We start from the raw sequence: 22,449 nt of genomic DNA, 5'->3' as shown, positions 1-22,449 counted from the left end.
GAACATTATGTACATCACTCAACATATGGATCTGACTGCGTCGCTCAATACACTGGCTAGCCTGCTGACTGCTTTCCTCCTTGGCGCCGTAATTGGCCTGGAGCGCCAGTATCGCCAGCGCACGGCGGGCTTGCGCACCAACGTGCTGGTTGCAGTAGGAGCCGCGCTGTTCGTCGATGTCGCCATGCGTTTTCACGCCATCTATGGCGGCCCGGCAAGCCCTTTGCACGTGGTGGCCTATGTAGTCTCGGGCGTGGGCTTTCTGGGGGCCGGCGTGATCATGCGCGAAGAGGGCAATATCCGCGGCATCAATACCGCCGCGACGCTCTGGGGGTCGGCCGCCGTTGGCGTAGCCGCCGGTACCGGCATGCTGATCGAGGCCGTGCTGGGTACGTTGTTCGTGCTATCGGCCAACACGCTGCTGCGCCCCATCGTCAACGCCATCAACCGGCAACCGCTCGACGTGGAATCGGTGGAGGTTACCAACACGGTGTATGTGATTGCCGACAAGGAGCGCCAGAAGGAAATCATGAAGGCATTGGAGGTCAGTTTGGAAAGTGGCCGTTACCCGGTGCACGACCTGGAGGTCAACGCTTTCGGTGAGGACGATGTGGAAATCGAGGCCACCCTCACCGTGACTTCAATTGATGGCGATGAGCTGGATGCGCTGATGCTCAAGTTGACGGCTTTGCCGGGTGTACGACAGGCGTTCTGGAGTCCGAGTACAACAGGATGAATACGATACAAGCTGACCCACCGCCTTCGCGAGCAAGCCCGCTCCCTCAGGGGATTTGCGGTGGGCATGATTTCCCTGGCCGACTCGGAAAACTGTGGGAGCGAGCTTGCTCGCGATGGCGGCGGTACACTCAAGCCTGATGCAAGCTGACCCACCGCTTTCGCGGGCAAGCTCGCTCCCACAGGGGATCTGGGGTGGACCTTATTTCTGTGGCCACCTCGGAAAACTGTGGGAGCGAGCCTGCTCGCGATGGCGATGGTACATCCAACATCAATGCAAGCTGACCCACCCACTCCTTAACCGCGCCGCGCCACCAACACCTGCTCCAACACCACCTCCAACGGATGCCGCAACTGCTTGTCCGCCAACCGCTTCACCTGACTGCGGCACGAATACCCCGTCGCCAATGCCTCCCCTTCCTTGTCCAGCTTGCCGGCCCAGGACTGTTCGAAAATAGTCCGCGAAGTCTCCTGGTTGCGCAGTTCATGGCCGTAAGTACCGGACATCCCGCAGCAGCCCGTCGCCTCGGTCACCAGCGTGAGCCCCAACTTGGCGAACACGCTTTGCCACTGGGACGTACTGGCGGGCACGTTGGTCTTTTCGGTGCAGTGCGCCAGCAGGCGGAAGGTCCGGGCAGCGGGATCCGGCTGTTGGGGAACCACATCGACCAGCCATTCCTGAGGCAGCAGGACTTTCGGGCAATCACCGATCCCTGGCACCTTCTGATATTCCTGGCGGTAGACCAGGGTCATGGCCGGATCGAGGCCGACCAGGGGCACCGAGCAGTCGGCGAGAGCCTTGAGCTGGGTGGCGTTGCGGATCGCCGCCTTGTTGAATGCCCCCAGGAAACCCTGCACATGCAGCGGCTTGCCGTTGGCGCTGTACGGCGCCAGGAACACCCGGTAGCCCAACTGATGCGCCAGTTCGATAAACGAGGCCAACAACGGCGTCTCGAAGTAGCGGGTGAAAGCATCCTGCACCAGCACCACACTGCGCTCCCGTTGCGCGGGCGTGAGTTCGCGCAGGGCCGGCACGCTGGCGACCGATACTTTGCAGCGGCTCAACGTGGCCTGGAAGTTGTAGCGGCTGATCAGCGGGCTGTCGACCATGCCCACCTGGCCCGCCAGCAGACGACTCAGCCATGTCGAGCCCATCACCGCGTTGTAGAGCCCTGGTGCATAGGCCATGTAGGGAATGGTGAATTCCAGCGAACCGATCAGGTAATCACGCAGTGGCCGTTGATAGCGGCCATGGTAGAGCTGCAGGAAACGCGAGCGGAACTCCGGCACGTTGACCTTGATCGGACACTGTCCCGCGCAGGACTTGCAGGCCAGACAGCCGGCCATGGCGTCATAGACTTCATGGGAGAAATCCGCCTCGCCCTGGGAACGCGCACGATTGTTACGCAGCCGCGCCGGCAAGCCTTTCAGCCACGACGCACCGCCCCGCGCCGCTTCCAGTACATCGACATTGGCCGCACCTTGCAGGCGCAACCATTCACGCATCAGCGACGCCCTCCCCTTGGGAGAATGCTGGCGTTCGCGGGTGGCTTTCCACGACGGGCACATGGCGTCGTCGGGATCGAAGTTGTAGCAGGCGCCATTGCCGTTGCAGTGCACGGCGGTGCCGTAGCTCTGCCAGACGCGCTCGTCGATCTGCCGATCCAGGTCACCGCGCAGCGTCACCTCGTTGACCTTGAGCAAACCTTCGGCGGCATCCGGCGGCGTGCAGATCTTGCCGGGGTTGAGCTGGTTGTGCGGATCGAACGCGCCCTTGAGCGATTGCAGCGCCGGGTATAGATCGCCAAAAAACGCCGGCACGTACTCCGAGCGCAAACCCTTGCCGTGTTCACCCCAGAGCAAGCCGCCATAACGCTGGGTGAGTTCGGCCACGGCATCGGAAATCGGCTTGACCAGCGCGGCCTGGGCCGGGTCTTTCATGTCCAGTGCCGGCCGCACGTGCAGCACACCGGCGTCGACGTGACCGAACATGCCATAGCTCAAGCCATGACCGTCCAGCAATGCGCGAAACTCGGCGATGTAGTCGGCCAGCCGCTCCGGCGGCACGGCGGTGTCTTCCACGAACGGCTGTGGACGGACCTCGCCTTCGACATTACCCAGCAACCCGACCGAACGCTTGCGCATGGCATAGACGCGGTTCACCGCTCCGGCCCCTTCCGCCAGCGTATGGCCCAGGCGCTCGATGGTCGTGTCGCTCTGCAGATGCGTCACGAAAGCCGCCACATCGGCGTTCACTTGCGCGACGTCGTCACCGCTGAACTCCACCAGGTTGATGCCCAGGGTCGGGCGCTCGGCGTCGGCCGGAAAATACTCGGCGACGCTGTGCCAGACAATGTCTTTCATCGCCAGCAGCAACACCTTGGAGTCCACCGTTTCGATGGACAGCGGCTTGTGGGCCAGCAACGCATTGGCGTCGCGCAGGGCATCCATGAAGCTGCCGTAACGCACATTCACCAGCACCGAATACTTGGGAGTCGGCAGTACGTTGAGCTTGGCCTCGACCACAAAACCCAGCGAACCCTCGGCGCCGCACAGCACACTGTTGAGGTTGAAGCGACCGTTGTCATCGCGCAGGTGCGCCAGGTCGTAACCGGTCAGGCAGCGATTGAGCTTGGGGAATACCGACTCGATCAACTCGGCCTGGGTTTCCTGGATCTGCCGTGCGGTGCGGTACACCTCGCCGATGCGACCCGGTTCAGCGCACACCGTTTCCAGCTCGGCATCGGAGAGCGGCTGAGTGTGCAGGCGCTCACCGCCGAGCAGCACGCTGTGCAGTTCCAGCACGTGGTCGCGGGTCTTGCCGTAGGTGCAACTGCCCTGGCCGCTGGCATCGGTGTTGATCATACCGCCCACAGTGGCGCGGTTGGAGGTCGACAGTTCTGGCGCGAAAAACAAGCCGTGGGGCTTGAGCGCGGCGTTGAGTTGGTCCTTGACCACACCGGCCTGCACCCGGACCCAACGCTCGGCCACGTTGATTTCGAGGATGGTGTTCATGTGCCGCGACAGATCGACCACGATGCCGTCGGTCAGCGACTGGCCGTTGGTCCCGGTGCCACCGCCCCGGGGTGTCAGCTTGATCTGGCGAAACCGCGGCTCGGCCATCAAGGTGGCGATGCGCGCAACGTCGTCAGCGTCCTGGGGAAACACCGCTGCTTGCGGCAGGCGCTGGTAGATCGAGTTGTCGGTCGCCAGCACGGTACGGGTGCCGTAGTCGGCGCTCAGATGACCACGAAAGCCACTGGCGCGCAGGGCTTCGAGAAATTCCGGGTAGTGGGCCGCAGGGGCTACAACGGGCAGTTGGGCAATCATTAACGGCCTCTTGGGGGGCTAATCACGTAAATACTTGTCGCCTGCGCATGAATAGGTCAGGCTCGGAACGACCTGGCTCAATGTTCCTTCAGGTTCTGTGCCTGGACAAACGGATATTCCTGCCGCTATCGATGACTTTTACGAATGAATTACCGTCACCTTACTCCGTCCATGTCACTGCTGCTGGCGTTTGAAGCCGCCGCTCGACATGAAAGCTACACCCGGGCCGCGGTTGAACTCTCGCTGACGCAAAGCGCGGTCAGCCGGCAAGTCCAGGCATTGGAAGAACAACTGGGGCTGACGCTGTTTCGTCGCGAAGGCCGCCAGGTCCGGCTGACCGATGTCGGTCGCCTCTATCAGCGCGAGATGAGCGAAGCCCTCGGCCGCATCCGCAGCGCAACGCTACAGGCGATGGCGTATCAATCCGGCAGCGGCACCCTGCGCCTGGCGACGTTGCCGACCTTCGGCTCGAAGTGGCTGCTGCCACGCCTGCATGAGTTCTACAAAACCCACCCCGGCATCCTCGTACACATCAGCTCCCGCATCGATGCCATCGACTTCGACACCAGCGGCATCGACGCCGCCATCGTCGTCGGCACCGCCGACCTGCCGGGCCTGATCAGCCACCGCCTGCACGCCGAAGAACTGATCGTGGTCATCTCGGCACAGGCAGCCAAGGCCCACCAGGCGTGGACGCCGGAACGGATCAGTGAGCAGATGCTGCTCAACGTGGCGAACAACCCCAACGTCTGGGGCGACTGGTTCAGTCATTACAGCCTGCCCCACGCCAGGATGCGCCTGGGCCCGAGTTTCGAACTCACCTCGCACTTGATCCAGGCGGTGCGGGCGGATATCGGCATCGGCCTGGTGCCGCGTATCCTGGTGGCCGACGAGCTGGCCAACGGCGAGCTGATCGGCCTCGACCTGCCCTTCGCCAGCCGGCGCAGTTACTACCTCACCTATCCGCCACGCAACGAAATGCTACCGTCGTTGCGGGCGTTTCGTAGTTGGTTGTTGGAACAGATCTGATCACGACCGGTTTTGTGTGGTTGAACTACTGAAGAGGTCGAGCGGCGGGCGTCGTCAACGGCATCTCTTCGACCCCCGCATAAAACACCACCAGTTTGGCCGGCGTATACCCCGGATTACGCCCGTTGTGCCAAGTACCCACTACCTCGGCCACTGCTTCTCCGGCCTTCAGTCGTTTCTTGCTCCCATCCTTGAGGGTTACCTCCAACTCCCCTTCCAGCAACAGCGCAAACGACGGCACAGGGTGCAGGTGCCAACCGGTTTCAGCACCCGCACTGAGTTCGACCAGCATTCCGGTCACCTGGGCTGCCCCGCGTGGATAGACAAGCGGTTGGCCGTCCCAACTGGTCGATGTTTTCAGCAACTGGGTGACCTTGACCGCCCCGCTGTCAGCCACATAGCGCTGATTACCATCCATCAATCGGGGCATGGCTTCCTCGCCAGCAACTGCCTGCGTTGCCGAAAACAATGGCACCAACAAAGCGCCTGCCGCTACCCAGGCAGTCGTATTACCCAGAAGAAACAGGAAGTTTCGGCGCCCGGCATTTTTCGCCGGTTCCTCGTGGTCATTGAACTTGCACATCAACACTCCCGGACTCGGCAAGAAAGAGATCCCGCTCGGCCAGCCACCCAAACCGCCACCAAGTCAGTCCGGCGCTATTCTCAATGTCGACAATCACAGAAGCATTTGGAAATGTCCGAACAGCCTGTAGGAAATATCCGAAGCATGATTGCAGTGGGAGTGTCTGCCACGATTGGTGACGGCTGAAACGAGGGTTGACGTACCCGCGTGAAGAACTGGCAAACCCGCTCCCACAGGGGATTGGGGGTGGGCATGATTGCAGTACTTTTCCACCGGCATAAAAAAGCCCCGTAACCAAATGGGTCACGGGGCAAGGAATTGGTTGGTTGCGGCCAACCAAAGGAGCTCTGTGAAAAGCGACGAGATCAGATGCAGTCCTCTGCGGCACGCTCAAAACTCGACGGCAGCAGGTTCGAGGCCAGCAGGTGCCGCTCGTAGATGAACACCTTGCCGCCGTTCCCGGCCTTGTAGGCCTCCAGCACGTTGTCCGCGGAGACTTTGCTCGGCACGACGATCCGGTAGCTGCGCTGGGTCTGTGAGACGGTCGGGTTCAACTGACTGTCCTGCAATTTCGGCACAACGCACTCGGCATACTGGGCCGGGGTCTTCTGGGTCTGCAGGGTCAGCGTCGGATCGTTTGGCGCGGAGGCACAACCGGCGAGCAGCAAAGAGGCAAACGCCATGACAGGCACGAATAGAAAGCGCATCAGTTTCATCCAGAAAATAAAAGGATCAGGCTCGCAGGACTACGGAACAGTGTTGCGTATGTCTTGAGCCACTTGTTCGATGGGTGCGATTGTCCAACGGCTGGCGACAAAGCAGAACATGCGTTTAGTGATGGTCACTATTAGTTCTAACAATAGTTGCGTGCCCTGGCGTCGCGAAGCCGGGTTTCCAGCCTCGCTGAGCCTGAGTGATGATGAACGCCGATGGCGTCAGGACTGGGCTGTCAGGGCCGAGTGGGTTTTCAGTTCTTCGTCAATGAACGCAGCGATCATGGCCCGGTAGACCCGCTCCACGACATCCGGCGAGGCACCGGCTTCATTCGCAATCCCGCGCACTTTGCTGATGACCTGCTCGACCCGCGCCGGCGCACGCACATCATCCGTGGTTTTCTTGAAGCCTGCCGCCTGGGTGACGAAGTTGCCGCGCCTGGCGAGGAGCGCAACGACCTCGCGGTCGATCTGGTCTATCTGCTGGCGGACTTCTTCGATTGATGTGCAGCGTAATTCCATTCTTTATCTCCTTCTTCGACCATGGTGGGAGCGAGCTTGCTCGCGATACGGTGGCACATTCAGCATCGATACAAGCAGGCCCACCGCTATCGCGAGCAGGCTCGCTCCCACAGGTTTTGTCGTGAACCTGCAACCCGCGCCTGTCATGTCCTTTCGTCGGGCTTCATTCCGTGTAGCGCAGCCACAAATGTGTCCGGCCAGAGAGAGCCTTTGTGACGGCTGAAACCAATGCTTGCCGGTTTTCATCAGGGGTGTTGTAGAGCACACAGAAATCCGCCGCCACAGCACTGACGATGGAGGGACTGGGAGGCTCTGCACGCAGGAAGCCGAGATAAGCCGCCCCAACCCCTATCAACTCATAACCATAGGCAAGGGAAAAATGCCGTGCAACCGCAAAGTTCTGCGCGGGGTCGAGGTCGCAACTGAAATAGCCGTTGGGAAACGCGGCAAGCGCCTGACAGGCCTGCTCGACCGGAACCAGAAGTGCCGATACGGGTTGGTCGAGAAGGGAAACAGGGTTGTCCTGATAGCCGATCCACTCTTGCAGCGCCTGCTCATCGAGGGTCAAGCCGTGAGCACAAGCGTTTTCGAACGAGGCGGTTTCAACCAATTCTGTGAAATTGCGCAAGCAGATGGCGAATTCGGCCTTCGTCGTTGGATAGCCCAGGTACTCACCCTGCTCGAAGCATTCCGCAGGCAACCCGGCAATCTCCTGTTCCGTGGCCTCGTCCAGCCGCAGATTATCGCGCGCATGCCCGGAGGTGTAGCGCGCCTGGGCCAGATCATCCAATGAGAAGAGCGGTCTGAATCCGGGGTGGTCGGCAGCGATCTTGCGATGTGCCTCGATCAGATCATCCAGGCAGGAAATTGAACTGAGGCGGTACTCATCGCATGTGCCTGCAGATGGGTTTCCTGGCGTTCCGTTACCGTGGAATCGGGTGTGCATTAAATGGCTGCCTGTTGTTTGTGCGCCGATACAGTGTTCGCCCGTTCAGGCTCAACGCCCTGGTGAATTCCATTCGGCGATCAGATTCATCGAAAGTCGCAAAGGACCGTCAGAGCTTCGGGATAATCCCGGTGGCCTCGGCAATCGTCGCCAGCACCTCTTCCATTCCCGCGATGTGACTCTGAAGGTCTGCAAAAGACTGATGGACCGCTTCGTCGACGTCTACGGTTTGCTGGCCACGAAGCGCTATTCCTCTGCGCAACTCTTTTTCCTGAAGCTCGTTCACGCTTTCGCGCAGAGCCCGGAGCTGGTCGAATATCTGCGCGACTCTGTCTTTGCTATCGGCGTTCATCATCTCCAACCCAACCTTTTGATGAGTTCGCGGCGGTACGGTGTGTCGAACTGTTCGGGCACCAAGATCACCCCCTTACGAACATGGTTCGCTGGCGTGCAGCTCAGGGCCCGATAAAGGCGCCTCGTGAAGTCAAGGCTTGATGTTCTTCAGCTCATTGAGCAACGCCATCAACTGCTGCATCTTTTCCTCGCCGAATTGCTCTTCGATCCGCCGATAGTTGCCTTCCATTCCCTCGCTCATGGACACGAAACACTGCTCGCCGCGTTCGGTCAGGCCGACGAACACCCGACGCTGGTCCTGGCTGGATTTCTGCCGGCGCACCAGGCCATCGCGCTCCAGGCGGCTGAGCACGCCGGTCATGCTGGGCTTGAGGATGCAGGCCTGTTGGGCGAGCTGATGGCTTTCCAGTTCACCTTGCTGATGCAGGATGCGGATCACCCGCCATTGCTGCTCGGTGAGGTCGTGCTGGTTCAATGCGGGGCGAAAAAAAGCCATGGCCGCTTCGCGGGCTTGCAGCAGGATCAGCGTCAGTGAAGGTCTGGGGTTGGCCATGTTTGGACTGCCTGATGAACAAATGGGCAGCTTAGAGGCCTCATGTAGGAGCTGTCGAGTGCAACGAGGCTGCGATCTTTCCCCTTACATTTAAGTCGCGAGCGAAAGATCACAATCAAAAGATCGCAGGCTTCGCCAGCTCCTACACCCACAGCGGCAGCCCACGCCATGAAACCGGCTCTCAGCGCAACCCCGACTGCCGCTGGCGATACTCCCCTGGGGTGAGCTGCGCATAGCGCTGGAAAAACCGACTGAAATAGGCCGGGTCCTTGAAGCCGAGCTGGTAGCAGATTTCATTGGCCGAGCTGCCGGTGAACAGCAGCAGGCGCTTGGCCTCTTGCATCAACCGCTCCATGATCAGTCGCTTGGAAGGCAGGTCGGCAATGCGTCGGCACACGTCGTTGAGGCGCGCCTCGGTCACCCCGATGCCCTCGGCGTAGCGCGACAGCGGCCAGTGTTGCAGGTAGTGCGCTTCGATCAGTTCGTTGAAGCGGTGGAAGATCTTCAGGTCCTCATGCCGCGCCGGCCGCGCTTCCAGGGAGTTGGAGCACAGCCGCAACAGGCTGATCATGATCAGCCGCGTCAAACCGTCCAGCGCCACGCTGCGCCCCGGCCGACCGGCGGACACCTCCTCGCTCAATTCCTCGAACAGATACTCCAACCGCCGTACCTCCCCGGCCTGCTCCGGCCCCAACTGCGCCAGCGCCACACAGGCCGCAGGTAGTTGCACGCCGGCTGGCGCGAGTCCGGGGTCGGCGTCGATCAACTGCCAGACCAACTGCTGGCGCACCGTCAGCACGTGCCCGTCACTGTCGGCCTCGGTCACGAAGGAATGGGGGATGGTCGGCGGCGTGAGAAAGAACATCGGCCCGGATTCGACGTACTGCTGATCGTCCAGATACACCCGCACGGTGCCGCTCTTGACGTAGTGCACCTGAAAGAACCGGTCGTGGCGGTGCACCGGCATGTTCCGACCGAAAAAGCCCGCCAGGTTGGCGAGCCGGTCGTAATGCACTTCGGCATCGCTGTAGCGCTGGTCGTAGACCTGACCAATGTTGATGTTCGGGATCGGCTGACGATCGGTCATCACGCAGTACTCGTTTTTATTCTGATTCAGGTAACGCCTGGGGCTCATCCTGCACCGAATCCGGGAAGGCAACCAGTGCCGGTCATTCTGTCACGCTTGACGATAGTTAACATCTTAATTATAACTGTTAACACATTAACAATATCGCAGAGCCCTCATCCCTCTGCACTGCCAGGAGACAAGCATGAGCCGTGCCCTGCATGACGTCGCAACCGGCACCCTGTTCGGGGTCGCGCTGAACTACCGGGGGTTGCTGAAACAGCGCCTCGCCGAGTTCGAGCAACCGCCCTACCAGAAGCCGCCGGTCAAGCCGGTGCTGTTCATCAAGACGCCCAACACCCGTAACCGGCACGACGCCGAGGTGGTCCATCCCGGCCACGGCGAACGGCTGCAACCGGGACCCGCCCTGGGCGTGGTGATGGGCAAGTCGGCCAGCCGCGTCAGCGCCGCCGAGGCCCTGGACTACGTGGCCGGCTACACCGTCGTCAATGAATTCAGCCTGCCGGAAGACAGCTACTACCGCCCCGCCGTCAAGGCCAAATGCCGGGATGGCTTCTGCGCCATCGGCCCGGAGCTGGTGCCGAGCACCAACATCGCCGATCCCCACAGCCTGGCGATCACGCTGTACGTCAACGGCGAGGTGCGCCAACAGAACAGCACCGCCAACTTCGTTCGCAACATCCCTCAACTGATCGCAGAGATCAGCGAGTTCATGACCCTGCACGCCGGTGACGTGCTGATCACCGGCACGCCTGAAGGCCGCGTCGACGTGGTGCCCGGGGATCGCGTCGAAGTGGACATCGGCGGCCTGGGCCGTCTCATCAATACCGTCGTGGCCGAGCAGCCAGGAGCCCGTTCATGAAACACGCACGCATTCGTTTTGAAGGCCAGGTCCACGCCGTTACCGTCGAGGCCGGCAACACCGTGCGCCTGGCCGACGGTCGCCTGCTGGCCGAGGACCGGGTCGAGTGGCTGCCGCCAGCCACCGGCAGCATGTTCGCCCTGGGCCTGAACTACGCCGACCACGCCGCCGAGCTGGCCTTCAAGCCGCCGACCGAGCCCCTGGCGTTCATCAAGTCGCCCGGCACCTACACCGGCCACAACCAGCAGACCTGGCGCCCCGACAACGTCGCCTACATGCATTACGAGTGCGAACTCGTGGCGGTCATCGGCAAAGCCGCCCGCAACGTCAAGCGCGAGGATGCCCTGGACTACCTGGCCGGCTACACGGTGTGCAACGACTACGCGATCCGCGATTACCTGGAAAATTACTACCGCCCCAACCTGCGAGTGAAGAACCGCGATGCCACGACCCCTGTCGGCCCGTGGATCGTCGACGTCGCCGATGTGCCGGACCCGGCCGACCTGAAGCTGCGTACCTGGATCAACGGTGAACTGCGCCAGGAAGGCAGCACCAAGGACATGATTTTCGATATCCCCTACCTGATCGAGTACCTGTCCAGCTTCATGACCCTGCAACCCGGCGACATGATCGCCACCGGCACGCCGGAAGGCCTGGCGGACGTGGTGCCAGGGGATGAAGTGGTAGTGGAAGTGGAAGGCGTCGGCCGTCTGGTCAACCGAATTGTCAGCGAAGCCGAGTTCTTCGCATCCCGTAAAGAGGCTTGAGCAAGATGATCAAACACTGGATCAACGGCCGTGAGGTCGAAAGCAAAGACGTCTTCGTCAACTACAACCCGGCCACCGGCGAAGCCATTGGCGAGGTCGCCAGCGGCGGCGCCGAGGAAGTCGCCCAGGCGGTAGCCGCGGCCAAGGAAGCCTTTCCGAAGTGGGCCAACACCCCTGCCAAGGAGCGCGCCCGGCTGATGCGCAAGCTCGGTGAATTGATCGATCGGGACGTGCCGAAGCTGGCCGAGCTGGAAACCCTCGACACCGGTTTGCCGATCCACCAGACCAAGAATGTGCTGATCCCGCGGGCATCCCACAACTTCGATTTCTTCGCCGAAGTCTGCACCCGCATGGACGGCCACACCTACCCGGTCGACGACCAGATGCTCAACTACACCCTGTACCAGCCGGTGGGTGTCTGCGGCCTGGTATCGCCGTGGAACGTGCCGTTCATGACCGCGACCTGGAAGACCGCGCCGTGCCTGGCCCTGGGCAACACCGCCGTGCTGAAGATGTCCGAGCTGTCGCCCCTCACCGCCAACGAGCTGGGTCGCCTGGCCGTCGAAGCGGGAATTCCCAACGGCGTGCTGAACGTGATCCAGGGTTACGGCGCCACCGCCGGCGACGCCCTGGTGCGGCACCCGGATGTGCGGGCGATTTCCTTCACCGGCGGCACCGCCACCGGCAAGAAGATCATGCAGACCGCCGGGTTGAAGAAGTACTCCATGGAGCTGGGCGGCAAGTCGCCGGTGTTGATTTTCGAAGACGCGGACCTGGAACGAGCCCTCGACGCGGCGCTATTCACCATCTTCTCGCTCAACGGCGAGCGTTGCACCGCCGGCAGCCGGATCTTCATCCAGGAAAGCGTCTACCCGCAGTTCGTCGCCGAGTTCGCGGCCCGCGCCAAGCGCCTGATCGTCGGTGATCCAAAGGACCCGAAGACCCAGGTCGGCTCGATGATCACCCAGGCCCACTACGACAAGGTCACCGGCTACATCAGGATCGGCCTCGAAGAAGGCGCCACCCTGCTGGCCGGTGGCCTGGAACGCCCGGCCAACCTGCCGGCGCACCTGAGCCGCGGCCAGTTCATCCAGCCGACGGTGTTCGCCGATGTGAACAACAAGATGCGCATCGCCCAGGAGGAAATCTTCGGCCCGGTGGTCTGCCTGATCCCGTTCAAGGACGAAGCCGAAGCCTTGCAACTGGCCAACGACACCGAATATGGCCTGGCGTCGTACATCTGGACCCAGGACATCGGCAAGGCCCATCGCCTGGCCTATGGCATCGAGGCCGGCATGGTGTTCATCAACAGCCAGAACGTCCGCGACCTGCGCCAACCTTTCGGTGGTGTTAAGGGTTCCGGAACCGGCCGCGAAGGTGGACAGTACAGCTTCGAGGTGTTTGCCGAGATCAAGAACGTTTGCATTTCCATGGGCGGTCATCATATTCCAAGGTGGGGCGTGTAAGTCGGTGCCATAGGGCCAGTGATGAACCCGTGGCGAGGGAGCTTGCTCCCGCTGGGATGCGAAGCATCCCCTGCTTTTTGGCGATTGCTGCGCAATCGAGCGGGAGCAAGCTCCCTCGCCACAGGGGCTGTGCTCATTCAGAACAGGTTGTGATTCACCCGTTATCAAGCCTCAACAAAAACAATTTTTCAGGAGAATCATCATGGGCGAAGTCGTCCTGGCTGCGAAGATCTGCCACGTACCCTCGATGTACCTGTCGGAGCTGCCCGGCAAGCACCATGGCTGTCGTGCGGCGGCGATTGCCGGGCACAAGGAAATCGGCCGGCGCGCCCGCGAGCTGGGCGCCGACACCGCCGTGGTGTTCGACGTGCACTGGCTGGTCAACAGCGCCTACCACGTCAACAGCGGCGAGCATTTCAAGGGCATCTACACCAGCAACGAGTTGCCGCACTTCATCAAGAACATGGAGTACGAATACTCGGGCGCACCGGAACTGGGCGAGCTGATCGCCGCTGAAGCCAATGCCGCCGATGTCCGCACCCTGGCCCACAACATCCCCAGCCTTGAACTGGAATACGGCACCCTGGTGCCCATGCGCTACATGCACATGGATGTCCCGCCGGAACAGCAACTCAACGTGGTGTCGATTGCCGCCTGGTGTGCCTGGCATCGCCTGCAAGACAGCTTCACCTTCGGCGCCGCCGTGCGCCGGGCCATCGAAAAAAGCGACCGCAAGGTGTTGGTGCTGGCCTCCGGTTCGCTGTCCCACCGTTTCTCCGACGATCGCAATGCCGAGGCCAACATCCATAACTGGACGCGGGAGTTCGACAAACAGGTCGACCTGCACGTCGTGCAGATGTGGCGCGAGGGCCGCTGGAAAGAATTCTGCGCCATGCTCCCGGACTACGCCGAACACTGCTTTGGCGAGGGCAAGATGCATGACACCGCGATGCTCCTGGGGCTGCTGGGTGGGCCGGATTACGACAAGCCGGCGGAAATCATCACCGAGCCATTCGGCAGCTCCGGCACCGGCCAGATCAACGCCATTTTCCCGGTTTGACCCGCCTGCCCAGGAGAGCTGACGATGCCGCACTTCATCGCTGAGTACACCGACAACATCGAACAACAGGCCGACCTGCCCGGCCTGTTTGAAAAAGTCCACGGCTTGCTGGGCGACAGCGGCGTGTTTCCCCTCGGCGGCATCCGCAGCCGTGGTGTGCGCCTGGACACTTGGCGTATGGCCGACGGCAAGCATGACTATGCCTTCGTGCACATGACGTTGAAGGTCGGTCACGGTCGCGACCTCGCCACCCGCCAGAAAGTCGCGGAAAAACTCTTCGAGGTCATCACCGCGCACTTCGCCGAGCTCCAGGCCCAGCGCCTGCTGGCCCTGTCGTTCGAGATGATCGAATTGCACGAGCACCTCAACTTCAAGGCCAACAACGTCCACGCCTTTCTCAAGGCCCAGACAAGCTAAGCGCGCCTGCTAGTTGCCCATCGGCCTCTCTGACAAAAAGTACAAGATCATGAGCACAGCCAATCCCGCTGGCACTGCCGGCACCGTCGCGCACGACCGCACCCACGCCACCATCACCTGGCGGCTGATGCCGTTGCTGCTGGTCTGCTACCTGTTTGCCCATCTGGACCGCATCAACATCGGCTTCGCCAAGATGCAGATGAGCGCCGACCTGCAGTTCAGCGACACCGTCTACGGCTTCGGCGCCGGCCTGTTCTTCATCGCCTACGCGCTGTTTGGCGTGCCGAGCAACATGGCCCTGGACCGGGTCGGGCCACGCCGCTGGATCGCCACGCTGATGGTAGTCTGGGGGGCCTTGTCCACCGGCATGTTCCTGATTGAAAGCGCCAGCGGTTTTTATGTGCTGCGCTTTCTGCTGGGGGTGGCCGAAGCCGGTTTCTTCCCGGGCATCCTGGTGTTTCTCAACCGCTGGTACCCGGCCAGGCGTCGGGCCCAGGTGACCGCGCTATTCGCCATCGCCGTGCCGATGGCGGGTGTGATCGGTGGGCCGTTGTCCGGCGGGATTCTCGAACACTTCCACGAGGTGGGCGGCCTGCGCGGCTGGCAGTGGATGTTCGTCATCGAGGGGCTGCCGGTGATCCTGCTGGGCCTGGTGGTGCTCAAGTGCCTGCCGGATAGTTTCGAGACGGTCAGTTGGCTGACGTCCCATGCCAAGCAGCAATTGCGCGAACAACTGAGCGTTGAAGAGCAGCGAAAATCCATCACCTCGTTCTCGGCGATCCTCAATAACCCGCAGGTCTGGTTGCTGGTGGCGGTGTACTTCGCCGTGATGCTGGCGGTAAACACCCTGGCCTTCTGGATGCCCACCCTGATCCACGGCGCCGGCATCGGCAGCGATGGCAAGGTCGGCTTGCTCAGTGCGGTGCCGTACCTGGCCGGCTGTTTCTTCATGATCGGCTGTGGTCGTTCTTCGGATCGCAATCGTGAACGCCGTTGGCACCTCTGCGTGCCGCTGCTGATGGCGGCGGCCGGCATTGCCATCGCCGGGCTCTCCCCCGCCAATCCGACCCTGGTGCTCGGTGGCCTGATTGTCGCCGGCATGGGCGCCAGCGCGGCATTGCCGATGTTCTGGCAATTGCCGCCGGCCTTCCTCTCCAACCACACCCAGGCCGCGGGAATTGCCCTGATCAGTTCCTTCGGCAGCATCGCCTCATTCTTCGCGCCCTACCTCATCGGCTGGATGCGCGACACCACCCAGAGCGCCAGCTTGGCCCTTTACGTCCTGGCGCTGTTCATCACCCTGGGCGGCCTGCTGGTGCTGCGCACCCGGGCCGCCGTCGTTAATCCTCAATAGGGACCTTGTCATGCTCGATCAAAGCCTCATCCAACAAGCCGCCACCCGCCTCGACCACGCCGAGCGCTCACGGGAACAGGTGCGGCAGTTTTCCCTCGATCACCCGAACATCACTATCGATGACGCCTACGCCATCCAGCGCGCCTGGGTGGCGCAAAAGATCAAGGACGGACGCAAGCTGGTCGGCCACAAGATCGGCCTGACCTCCCGGGCCATGCAGGTTTCTTCAAACATCACCGAACCGGACTACGGCGCGCTGCTCGACGACATGTTCTTCGACGAAGGCACCGACATTCCTTTCGAGCGCTTCATCGTCCCGCGGGTGGAAGTGGAACTGGCATTCATCCTCGGCAAACCGCTGAAAGGCCCGAACGTGACGGTGTTCGACGTACTGGATGCGACCGAATGGGTGATCCCGGCGCTGGAAATCATCGACGCACGGATCCAGCAGGTCGACCCGCAGACCAAGGCCACCCGCAAGGTCTTCGACACTATCTCCGACAACGCGGCCAACGCCGGCGTGGTCATGGGCGGTCGCGCGGTGCGCCCCACCGAGATCGACCTGCGCAAAGTGCCGGCGGTGCTCTACCGCAACGGCGTGATCGAAGAGTCCGGCGTCTCGGCGGCGGTGCTCAATCACCCGGCCAAAGGCGTGGCCTGGCTGGCGAACAAGCTGGCGGCCTATGACGTCACCCTGCAACCGGGCCAGGTCATCCTCGGCGGCTCCTTCACCCGCCCGGTGGCGGCCAACCCGGGCGATACCTTCCATGTCGACTACGACATGCTCGGTTCCATCGCCTGCCGTTTCGTCTGACCTGGAGGACTGTTCAATGGACATGCCCATCAATCATTTCAAACAACGCCTGCAAAGCGGCGAGGCGCAGATTGGCCTGTGGCTCGGCCTGGCCGACGCCTACTGCGCCGAACTGGCGGCCAATGCCGGTTTCGACTGGCTGCTGCTCGACGGTGAGCACGCACCCAACGATGTGCGCAGCCTGCTCGGTCAGCTCCAGGCCGTAGCGCCCTATCCCGCCCAGCCGGTGATCCGTCCGGTGGTTGGCGACACCGCGCTGATCAAGCAGGTGCTCGACCTCGGCGTGCAAACCCTGCTGGTGCCGATGGTGGAAAGCGCTGGGCAGGCTCGCGAACTGGTGCGCGCTATTCACTACCCTCCCAGCGGTGTACGTGGCGTTGGCAGCGCGCTGGCTCGGGCTTCGCGCTGGAACAGCATTCCCGGTTACCTCGACAAGGCCGACGAGCAGATGTGCCTGCTGGTGCAGATCGAGAGCCGCGAGGGCCTGGCCAACCTCGATGCCATTGCCGCCGTGGAAGGTGTCGACGGTGTGTTCATCGGTCCGGCGGACCTGAGCGCGTCCATGGGCTTTCGCGGTAATCCGGGGCATCCGGAGGTGCAGGCGGCCATCGAGGACGCCATCGCCCGCATTCGCCAGGCCGGCAAGGCCGCCGGGATTCTCAGCGCCGATGAGAAACTGGCTCGGCGCTACATCGAGCTGGGGGCAGCGTTTGTGGCGGTGGGGGTGGATACGACGGTGTTGATGCGCGGCCTGCAGAGCCTGGCGGCGACGTTCAAGGATGCGCCGAAGCCTGCGACTGGTGGGGTTTACTGAGCTAAGTCGAGCGCTTTTGTGGCGAGGGGATTTATCCCCGCTGGGCTGCAAAGCAGCCCTAAAGCCTGACACCTCGGTGTATCAGGCAGATTGAGTTGGACTCTCTTGGGGCTGCTGCGCAGCCCAGCGGGGATAAATCCCCTCGCCACAGAAGCGTCGCCACACAGTTCAAATCTCAACGCCTGACCGCCTTCAACTCATTCAGCAACCCCAACAACGTCTGCAGCTTCTCCTCCCCCAACTTTTCCTGCAATCGCTGGTAATTGGCTTCCATGCTCTGGCTCATCGAGTCGAAGCACGCCTGCCCCTGGGGCGCCAGGCGCACCAGTACCCGGCGCTGATCCTGCTCGGCCTTGCGCCGCACCACCATGCCCGCTGCCTCCATGCGCACCAGCACGCCGGTCATGCTGGGCTTGAGGATGCAGGCCAGTTCGGCCAGTCGGTTGATCTCCAGCTCGTCGTGCTGGCTGAGAATCCGGATGACCCGCCATTGCTGCTCGGTCAGGCCATGTTGATTGAGGGAAGGACGGAAAAACCCCATGGCCGCTTCACGGGCCTGTAGCAGGGTCAGGGTCAAGGATTGGCGCGGTTTGGGCATGGAGGGTGTTCGCCAGGGGATTTAGTTAATGAGTTAACTAAATCTTAGCATCACCGCTGCCCGGTTGTCCGTGGTGAGTGAAATCGAGCACCCGGGAACCCCTGTGGGAGCGAGCCTGCTCGCGATGGCGGTGTGTCTGTCGCAAGATAATTGACTGACCTACCGCTATCGCGAGCAGGCTCGCTCCCACAGGGTACTGGGGTGTTCCTGCCTTTTGTGTTCGGCGTCGGAACTGTATCAAGCGCCCTTGATAACCCCCTTGAGCACCGTCTTGAAATGCTCGACCTGCCCCTCACCGAACTGACCGAACACCTTGTCTTGCTGCTCCCTGGCAATGGCCCAGAGCCCTTCGGTTTCGTCGATGCCCTTGACCGTCAGGCGCACCCGGTCGCCGTCATCGCTCACCAGGCCCTTGCGCTTGAGGTTGGCCACGGCCTCTTCGATCTCGCGCACCGGCATTGCCACTTCCCGTTGCAGGTCCACCAGGTTCAATCCGGCGTCGTTCTCCAGCACCATCAACATCCGCGCTTCGCTGGTGCGTAACCCGGTGGACAGTTGCCGTGGCTGGTAGCTGGCCTGATACGCCCGCAGCGCCTGGGTCATCAGGTAGTAGAGGTTGTGGCTCAAGCGACCCTGGAAGTGACTGCTGGGCGGCTGGCCCTCTTCCCGTCGGGTCATGCGCGTGTGGGGTAAGACCATCGAGTAGGCACCCTGGTGATAGAGCAGCGGCGAGCGCCCAAAGTCGTCGAAGGCCACGACCTTACCGATCATGATCCAGTGATCGCCGCCGTCAACCTGCTGGAATTTTTCACAGTGAAAACGCGCCGCGCAATCGGCGAATACCGGTGCCCCACCAGCGCCGTTGTCGAATTCGATCTCGGCGAAGCGATCTTCCTTGGGTCGGGCGAAGTTGTTAGACAGATCGATCTGGTCGGCGGCCAGCACGTTCACGGCAAAATGGCTGGCGTCTTCGAACACGCTGTGGCTGCTGGAACGCTTGTCGATGCTCCAGAGAATCAGTGGCGGGTCCAGGGACACCGAGTTGAAACTGTTGGCCGTCACGCCGACCTTGCGGCCATCTTCAGCTGCGGCGGTAACCACGGTCACACCGGTGGCAAAGTTACCCAGGGCGCGGCGGAATGCGCGGGTATCGAAGGGGCTATCGGACATACTGGACATGCAAGACTCCCGGCCGCCTCAGGTGACGGCCTCGATTTATTGTTTGATGAGCGGGGCTCGGCGAACGGGCGATCAAGCCAGAGTGGGGTCGGGCTCCAGGCCCATCAGTTCACGCCCGAGGATCTGCGCGCAGACGTCGTAGTCGGTGTAGGCATGGGCGCCCGTGAGGTGCGCATCGCGGAACAGTCGTTGCAGTTCGTTGGTCTCGAACCAGGCGCCACCGCCGGCCGCTTCCATCAGCCGATCCACCGCCTGGATGCACATCTTGGTGGCATAGGCCTGGTTGGTCCGCCAGAAGGCCAGGGTTTCCCGACTGGGGTATTCGTGGCGCTCGCCGTGTTCGGCATGCTCCTGCCAGGTTTTCTCGAGGAAAGCCCGGGCCGCCGCCACTTGATGCGTGGACTCGGCCAGGCGCATCAGCGCCGGAGTCGCCGCGCCGACGGCCGCACCGGTGTAGGCGCGCACGCGGTTGCGGGTTTTCTCGCGGAACACCTCGAGCATGCGCTCGGCCACGCCCAGGCTGACGGTGGAAAAACCGCTGGCGAAGTACGGCCGATACGGCGAGTAGAAAATCTTGCTATCGGGGTAAAGGCCGAAGCCGCCGGACGTGCCTTCCATCATGTCCTTGGCTTTCTGGATCCGGTGTTCCGGCACGAACGCGTTGTCGATGATCAACGTCTTGCTGCCGCTGCCGCGCATGCCCACCGCGAACCAGTCATCGCGAATGGCGTAATCGCTGCGAGGCAGTACCGCGAAACAATAGTCCTGGGTGCCTTCAGCGTTCTTGCGGCGAAACCCGACAATCGCCCACTCGGCGTGGTCGCAACCGCTGCTCCAACCCATTTCGCCGCTGAACATCACGCCGCCCTCGACCTCTTCGGTACGGCCAAAGGGTGCGATGCTGCTGCTGGCCGTGGCATCGGGATCATCGCTCCAGATTTCTTCCTGGGCCTTGGCCGGAAACATCGCCAACTGATGGCTGTGGGTGCACAGCAGGCTCATGGCCCAAGCCGTGCTGGCACAGGCACCGGCCAGCAGCGCGATGCAATCGGCGAACTGCGGCAGGGAAATCTCCATGCCGCCGTATTTCTTCGGCAGGAAGGCCCGATGCATGCCAATGCCCTTGAGCAAGGCGATGTTCTCGGCCGGAACGCTACGGTCCTGTTCCGCCTGGAAGGCATTGGCGGCAATCGCAGGGAGGATGGGCTTGAGGTCTTCGAGCAGCGGATTTGGCTTTTTCATGGACGGGCTCTTTTATTATTGGCGTCTGCCGATCCCACCTGGACTTGCAGGTTCGTGCCGCAGAAACGGCGGGATCAAATGATTAAGGCCGGTCCAGTATGGGCATTCATGGGCAGTCGAAAAATGCACGTTCCGGAGCCAAGATTGTACTTTTCATGGCGATGAAACCGCGCGATGGCGCGCTCGATCAAGTCCCGCGGCACGGATGGTCAAGACAAGTACCCTCGCCTGGGCCCTTAATAGAGGCATTGCGTGCAGGGCTCTGCACGGAGTTTCCTTTCACTTTGTCAGGTTGCGTCATGATCAATATCGAAACGCCCACCTATTACACCGCCACCAAGAAGTACAACCTCAGCTTCCCGACCCTGGAGCAGGACGTGGAAGCCGATGTCGTGGTGATTGGCGGCGGCTTCTCCGGCATCAACACCGCGCTGGAGCTGGCTGAAAAAGGCATCACCAATATCGTGGTGCTCGAGGCGCGTTACCTGGGCTTCGGCGGTACCGGGCGCAATGGCGGGCAGATCATGGCCGGCATCGGGCATGACCTGGAGAAGATCAAGAAGGACGTCGGTGAAGACGGCCTGCGCCAGGTCTTCGAGATCAGCGACCTCGGTGCGGACATCATCAAGGACCGCATCGCCAAATACGCGATCGACGCCGACTTCTGCCACGGTTACGGCTACATGGGCTTCAACGCTCGCCAGGAGAAAACCCTGCGGGCCTGGGAAAAAGACTTCAAGTCGATCAACAGCAAGCACGAGATCCGCTTTCTCGGCGGCTCCGACGTCCAGCAGATCATCGGCTCCAAGGCCTACGGCAGCGCCCTGCTGCACATGGGCGGCGGACACGTGCATTCGTTGAACCTGCTGCTGGGCGAAGCCAAGGCACTGGCCGGCCACGGCGTGCGCATCTTCGAAAACAGCCCGGCCCTGGAAGTCAGCTACGGCGAGCGCATCACCGTGCGCACCGGGCGCGGTTCGGTCAAGGCGAGCAAGCTGCTGTGGGCATGCGACAGTTTCCTCAACAAGCTGGAGCCGGAGCTGCATCGCTCGACCATCAACACCTACGCCTTCCAGATGATGACCGAGCCGTTGTCGGACGAGCTGATCCAGCGCATCAGCCCGATTCGCGGTGCCTACAGCGATATCCGCCCGGTGATCGACTACTACCGTGTCACCAACGAAAACCGCCTGCTGTTCGGCGCCGCCACGCCGCTGGTGGAGCACATCCCCCAGGACCTCAAGGCCTGGAACCGGCACCTGATGCTGAAGATTTTCCCGTACCTCAAGGACGTGAAGATCGACCTGGCCTGGGGCGGCCCGATGGCGTGCAGCCCGAACCTGTTCCCGCAGATCGGTACCCTGCCCGGCCGTCGCAATGCGTTTTTCGTCCAGGGTTATTCCGGGTTTGGCGTCACGCCGAGCCACATCATCTGCAAGGTGCTGGCCGAAGGCATGAGCGAAGGCTCGGCGCGCTACGACCTGGTCAGCTCCATCAAGCGCCCGACCATCATCGGCAAAGACGCCATCCGCCCGTTGCTGCTGACCGCCGGCAAGTCTTGGCATCAGTTGTCGGGATACTGGAATGGGCGTCGCTGACAGCCACACCGCTCTCTATCTCAATCATCAGGAGTCATTGCCATGTCCCTCATCACCCTCAAGAAAGACATCCAGCTGTCCGAGCTCGACGCCTGGGGCACCGTTGCCGACCTGGGTTCGCAAATTCTCGAAGGCGAAGTCAAGGCCTTCGGCAAGATGACCTTCGGCGCCCCGACCGATGCCATCAGCAGTGCCTACTTCGGCACCACACAGGGCAAGTTCCGCATGGTCTACCCCTTCGCCGAACAGGCCACCGTGGTCACCGGCGAAGTGGTGCTCACCGACGAAGCCACCGGCCAGAGCTCCCGCTACAAGGCCGGTGACAGCTGGTTCGTGACCAAGGGCACGCCGGTGCTGTGGGAAGTGGTCAGCGAGAGTTTCGTCAAGCACTACTTCGCGGTAGCCTGACCGGACAGGGCCGCTGGA

The 22,449-nt window shown here is 61.8% G+C and carries 23 protein-coding genes; 12 read left to right on the top strand and 11 right to left on the bottom strand.

Annotation, left to right across the window (positions count from 1 at the left end):
• The first annotated feature begins 7 nt into the window (after window positions 1–7).
• A complete protein-coding gene (locus LOY67_RS12730; RefSeq protein ID WP_265067502.1) occupies window positions 8–736 on the top strand; it encodes an MgtC/SapB family protein in 729 nt (242 codons plus the stop codon).
• A gap of 296 nt (window positions 737–1,032) precedes the next feature.
• On the opposite strand, the gene LOY67_RS12725 is transcribed toward LOY67_RS12730, so the two are convergent.
• Window positions 1,033–4,065 carry an FAD-binding and (Fe-S)-binding domain-containing protein gene (locus tag LOY67_RS12725; protein WP_265067501.1) on the bottom strand — a complete coding sequence of 1,011 codons (3,033 nt, stop codon included), beginning with the start codon at window positions 4,063–4,065 and terminating at the stop codon, window positions 1,033–1,035.
• A gap of 144 nt (window positions 4,066–4,209) precedes the next feature.
• Here LOY67_RS12725 and LOY67_RS12720 point away from each other — a divergent pair, with 144 nt between their 5' ends.
• A complete protein-coding gene (locus LOY67_RS12720; protein ID WP_265067500.1) occupies window positions 4,210–5,094 on the top strand; it encodes a LysR substrate-binding domain-containing protein in 885 nt (294 codons plus the stop codon).
• A gap of 25 nt (window positions 5,095–5,119) precedes the next feature.
• Here LOY67_RS12720 and LOY67_RS12715 read toward each other — a convergent pair whose 3' ends face one another.
• The 7 genes from LOY67_RS12715 to hpaA form a co-directional block, all read right to left on the bottom strand.
• The gene (locus tag LOY67_RS12715; RefSeq protein WP_265067499.1) at window positions 5,120–5,677 is read right to left on the bottom strand and encodes a cupin domain-containing protein; all 558 of its coding nucleotides are present in this window, start codon (window positions 5,675–5,677) and stop codon (window positions 5,120–5,122) included.
• A gap of 365 nt (window positions 5,678–6,042) precedes the next feature.
• A complete protein-coding gene (locus tag LOY67_RS12710) occupies window positions 6,043–6,384 on the bottom strand; it encodes a hypothetical protein (protein ID WP_265067498.1) in 342 nt (113 codons plus the stop codon).
• 228 nt (window positions 6,385–6,612) lie between these two features.
• Window positions 6,613–6,912, bottom strand: coding sequence for a chorismate mutase (locus LOY67_RS12705; protein ID WP_265067497.1), 300 nt, complete (start codon window positions 6,910–6,912; stop codon window positions 6,613–6,615).
• A 163-nt stretch (window positions 6,913–7,075) separates the two neighbouring features.
• A complete protein-coding gene (locus LOY67_RS12700; protein WP_265067496.1) occupies window positions 7,076–7,858 on the bottom strand; it encodes a hypothetical protein in 783 nt (260 codons plus the stop codon).
• A gap of 109 nt (window positions 7,859–7,967) precedes the next feature.
• Window positions 7,968–8,213, bottom strand: coding sequence for a hypothetical protein (locus LOY67_RS12695; RefSeq protein ID WP_265067495.1), 246 nt, complete (start codon window positions 8,211–8,213; stop codon window positions 7,968–7,970).
• A 129-nt stretch (window positions 8,214–8,342) separates the two neighbouring features.
• Entirely contained in the window at window positions 8,343–8,765 is a 423-nt protein-coding gene (gene hpaR, locus LOY67_RS12690; RefSeq protein WP_265067494.1) for a homoprotocatechuate degradation operon regulator HpaR, read from the bottom strand.
• A gap of 181 nt (window positions 8,766–8,946) precedes the next feature.
• On the bottom strand, window positions 8,947–9,852 hold the full coding sequence (gene hpaA, locus LOY67_RS12685) for a 4-hydroxyphenylacetate catabolism regulatory protein HpaA (RefSeq protein WP_265067493.1): 906 nt from the start codon (window positions 9,850–9,852) through the stop codon (window positions 8,947–8,949).
• Between the two features lie 184 nt (window positions 9,853–10,036).
• Between hpaA and LOY67_RS12680 the strand changes: the two genes are divergently transcribed.
• The 8 genes from LOY67_RS12680 to hpaI all read left to right on the top strand — a co-directional run bounded on the left by LOY67_RS12680 (window position 10,037) and on the right by hpaI (window position 17,406).
• Window positions 10,037–10,714: a fumarylacetoacetate hydrolase family protein gene (locus tag LOY67_RS12680; RefSeq protein ID WP_265067492.1), complete on the top strand. Its 678-nt coding sequence runs from the start codon at window positions 10,037–10,039 to the stop codon at window positions 10,712–10,714.
• The gene (locus LOY67_RS12675; protein WP_265067491.1) at window positions 10,711–11,481 is read left to right on the top strand and encodes a fumarylacetoacetate hydrolase family protein; all 771 of its coding nucleotides are present in this window, start codon (window positions 10,711–10,713) and stop codon (window positions 11,479–11,481) included. The genes LOY67_RS12680 and LOY67_RS12675 overlap by 4 nt, the downstream gene beginning before the upstream one ends.
• 5 nt (window positions 11,482–11,486) lie before the next feature.
• The gene (gene hpaE / locus LOY67_RS12670; protein ID WP_265067490.1) at window positions 11,487–12,947 is read left to right on the top strand and encodes a 5-carboxymethyl-2-hydroxymuconate semialdehyde dehydrogenase; all 1,461 of its coding nucleotides are present in this window, start codon (window positions 11,487–11,489) and stop codon (window positions 12,945–12,947) included.
• A gap of 202 nt (window positions 12,948–13,149) precedes the next feature.
• Window positions 13,150–14,007 (top strand): 3,4-dihydroxyphenylacetate 2,3-dioxygenase, encoded by an 858-nt coding sequence (hpaD, locus tag LOY67_RS12665; protein ID WP_175362890.1) that lies wholly within the window; start codon window positions 13,150–13,152, stop codon window positions 14,005–14,007.
• Between the two features lie 24 nt (window positions 14,008–14,031).
• Window positions 14,032–14,424, top strand: coding sequence for a 5-carboxymethyl-2-hydroxymuconate Delta-isomerase (locus LOY67_RS12660; protein ID WP_265067489.1), 393 nt, complete (start codon window positions 14,032–14,034; stop codon window positions 14,422–14,424).
• 49 nt (window positions 14,425–14,473) lie between these two features.
• Window positions 14,474–15,778, top strand: a complete 1,305-nt coding sequence (locus tag LOY67_RS12655; protein WP_265067488.1) for an MFS transporter — start codon at window positions 14,474–14,476, stop codon at window positions 15,776–15,778.
• Between the two features lie 10 nt (window positions 15,779–15,788).
• Window positions 15,789–16,592, top strand: a complete 804-nt coding sequence (hpaH, locus tag LOY67_RS12650) for a 2-oxo-hept-4-ene-1,7-dioate hydratase (protein WP_265067487.1) — start codon at window positions 15,789–15,791, stop codon at window positions 16,590–16,592.
• A gap of 16 nt (window positions 16,593–16,608) precedes the next feature.
• A complete protein-coding gene (hpaI, locus tag LOY67_RS12645) occupies window positions 16,609–17,406 on the top strand; it encodes a 4-hydroxy-2-oxoheptanedioate aldolase (RefSeq protein WP_265067486.1) in 798 nt (265 codons plus the stop codon).
• Window positions 17,407–17,581: 175 nt separating this feature from the next.
• On the opposite strand, the gene hpaR (LOY67_RS12640) is transcribed toward hpaI, so the two are convergent.
• The 3 genes from hpaR (LOY67_RS12640) to LOY67_RS12630 all read right to left on the bottom strand — a co-directional run bounded on the left by hpaR (LOY67_RS12640) (window position 17,582) and on the right by LOY67_RS12630 (window position 20,425).
• Window positions 17,582–18,004 (bottom strand): homoprotocatechuate degradation operon regulator HpaR, encoded by a 423-nt coding sequence (gene hpaR, locus LOY67_RS12640; RefSeq protein WP_041020126.1) that lies wholly within the window; start codon window positions 18,002–18,004, stop codon window positions 17,582–17,584.
• 237 nt (window positions 18,005–18,241) lie between these two features.
• Complete coding sequence (locus tag LOY67_RS12635) at window positions 18,242–19,183, bottom strand: p-hydroxyphenylacetate 3-hydroxylase reductase component (protein WP_265067485.1); 942 nt, start codon at window positions 19,181–19,183, stop codon at window positions 18,242–18,244.
• Between the two features lie 72 nt (window positions 19,184–19,255).
• On the bottom strand, window positions 19,256–20,425 hold the full coding sequence (locus tag LOY67_RS12630; RefSeq protein WP_265067484.1) for a p-hydroxyphenylacetate 3-hydroxylase oxygenase component: 1,170 nt from the start codon (window positions 20,423–20,425) through the stop codon (window positions 19,256–19,258).
• Between the two features lie 299 nt (window positions 20,426–20,724).
• On the opposite strand from LOY67_RS12630, the gene LOY67_RS12625 reads away from it, so the two are divergent.
• The gene (locus LOY67_RS12625; RefSeq protein WP_024779817.1) at window positions 20,725–22,023 is read left to right on the top strand and encodes an NAD(P)/FAD-dependent oxidoreductase; all 1,299 of its coding nucleotides are present in this window, start codon (window positions 20,725–20,727) and stop codon (window positions 22,021–22,023) included.
• Window positions 22,024–22,065: 42 nt separating this feature from the next.
• Window positions 22,066–22,431: a cupin domain-containing protein gene (locus LOY67_RS12620; protein ID WP_265067483.1), complete on the top strand. Its 366-nt coding sequence runs from the start codon at window positions 22,066–22,068 to the stop codon at window positions 22,429–22,431.
• Window positions 22,432–22,449: the final 18 nt, after the last annotated feature.

The organism is Pseudomonas sp. B21-056 (assembly GCF_026016325.1).
Taxonomy (GTDB): domain Bacteria; phylum Pseudomonadota; class Gammaproteobacteria; order Pseudomonadales; family Pseudomonadaceae; genus Aquipseudomonas.
Note: the sequence above shows the minus strand (reverse complement) of the source record. Positions and strands in the feature narration are given on the sequence as shown.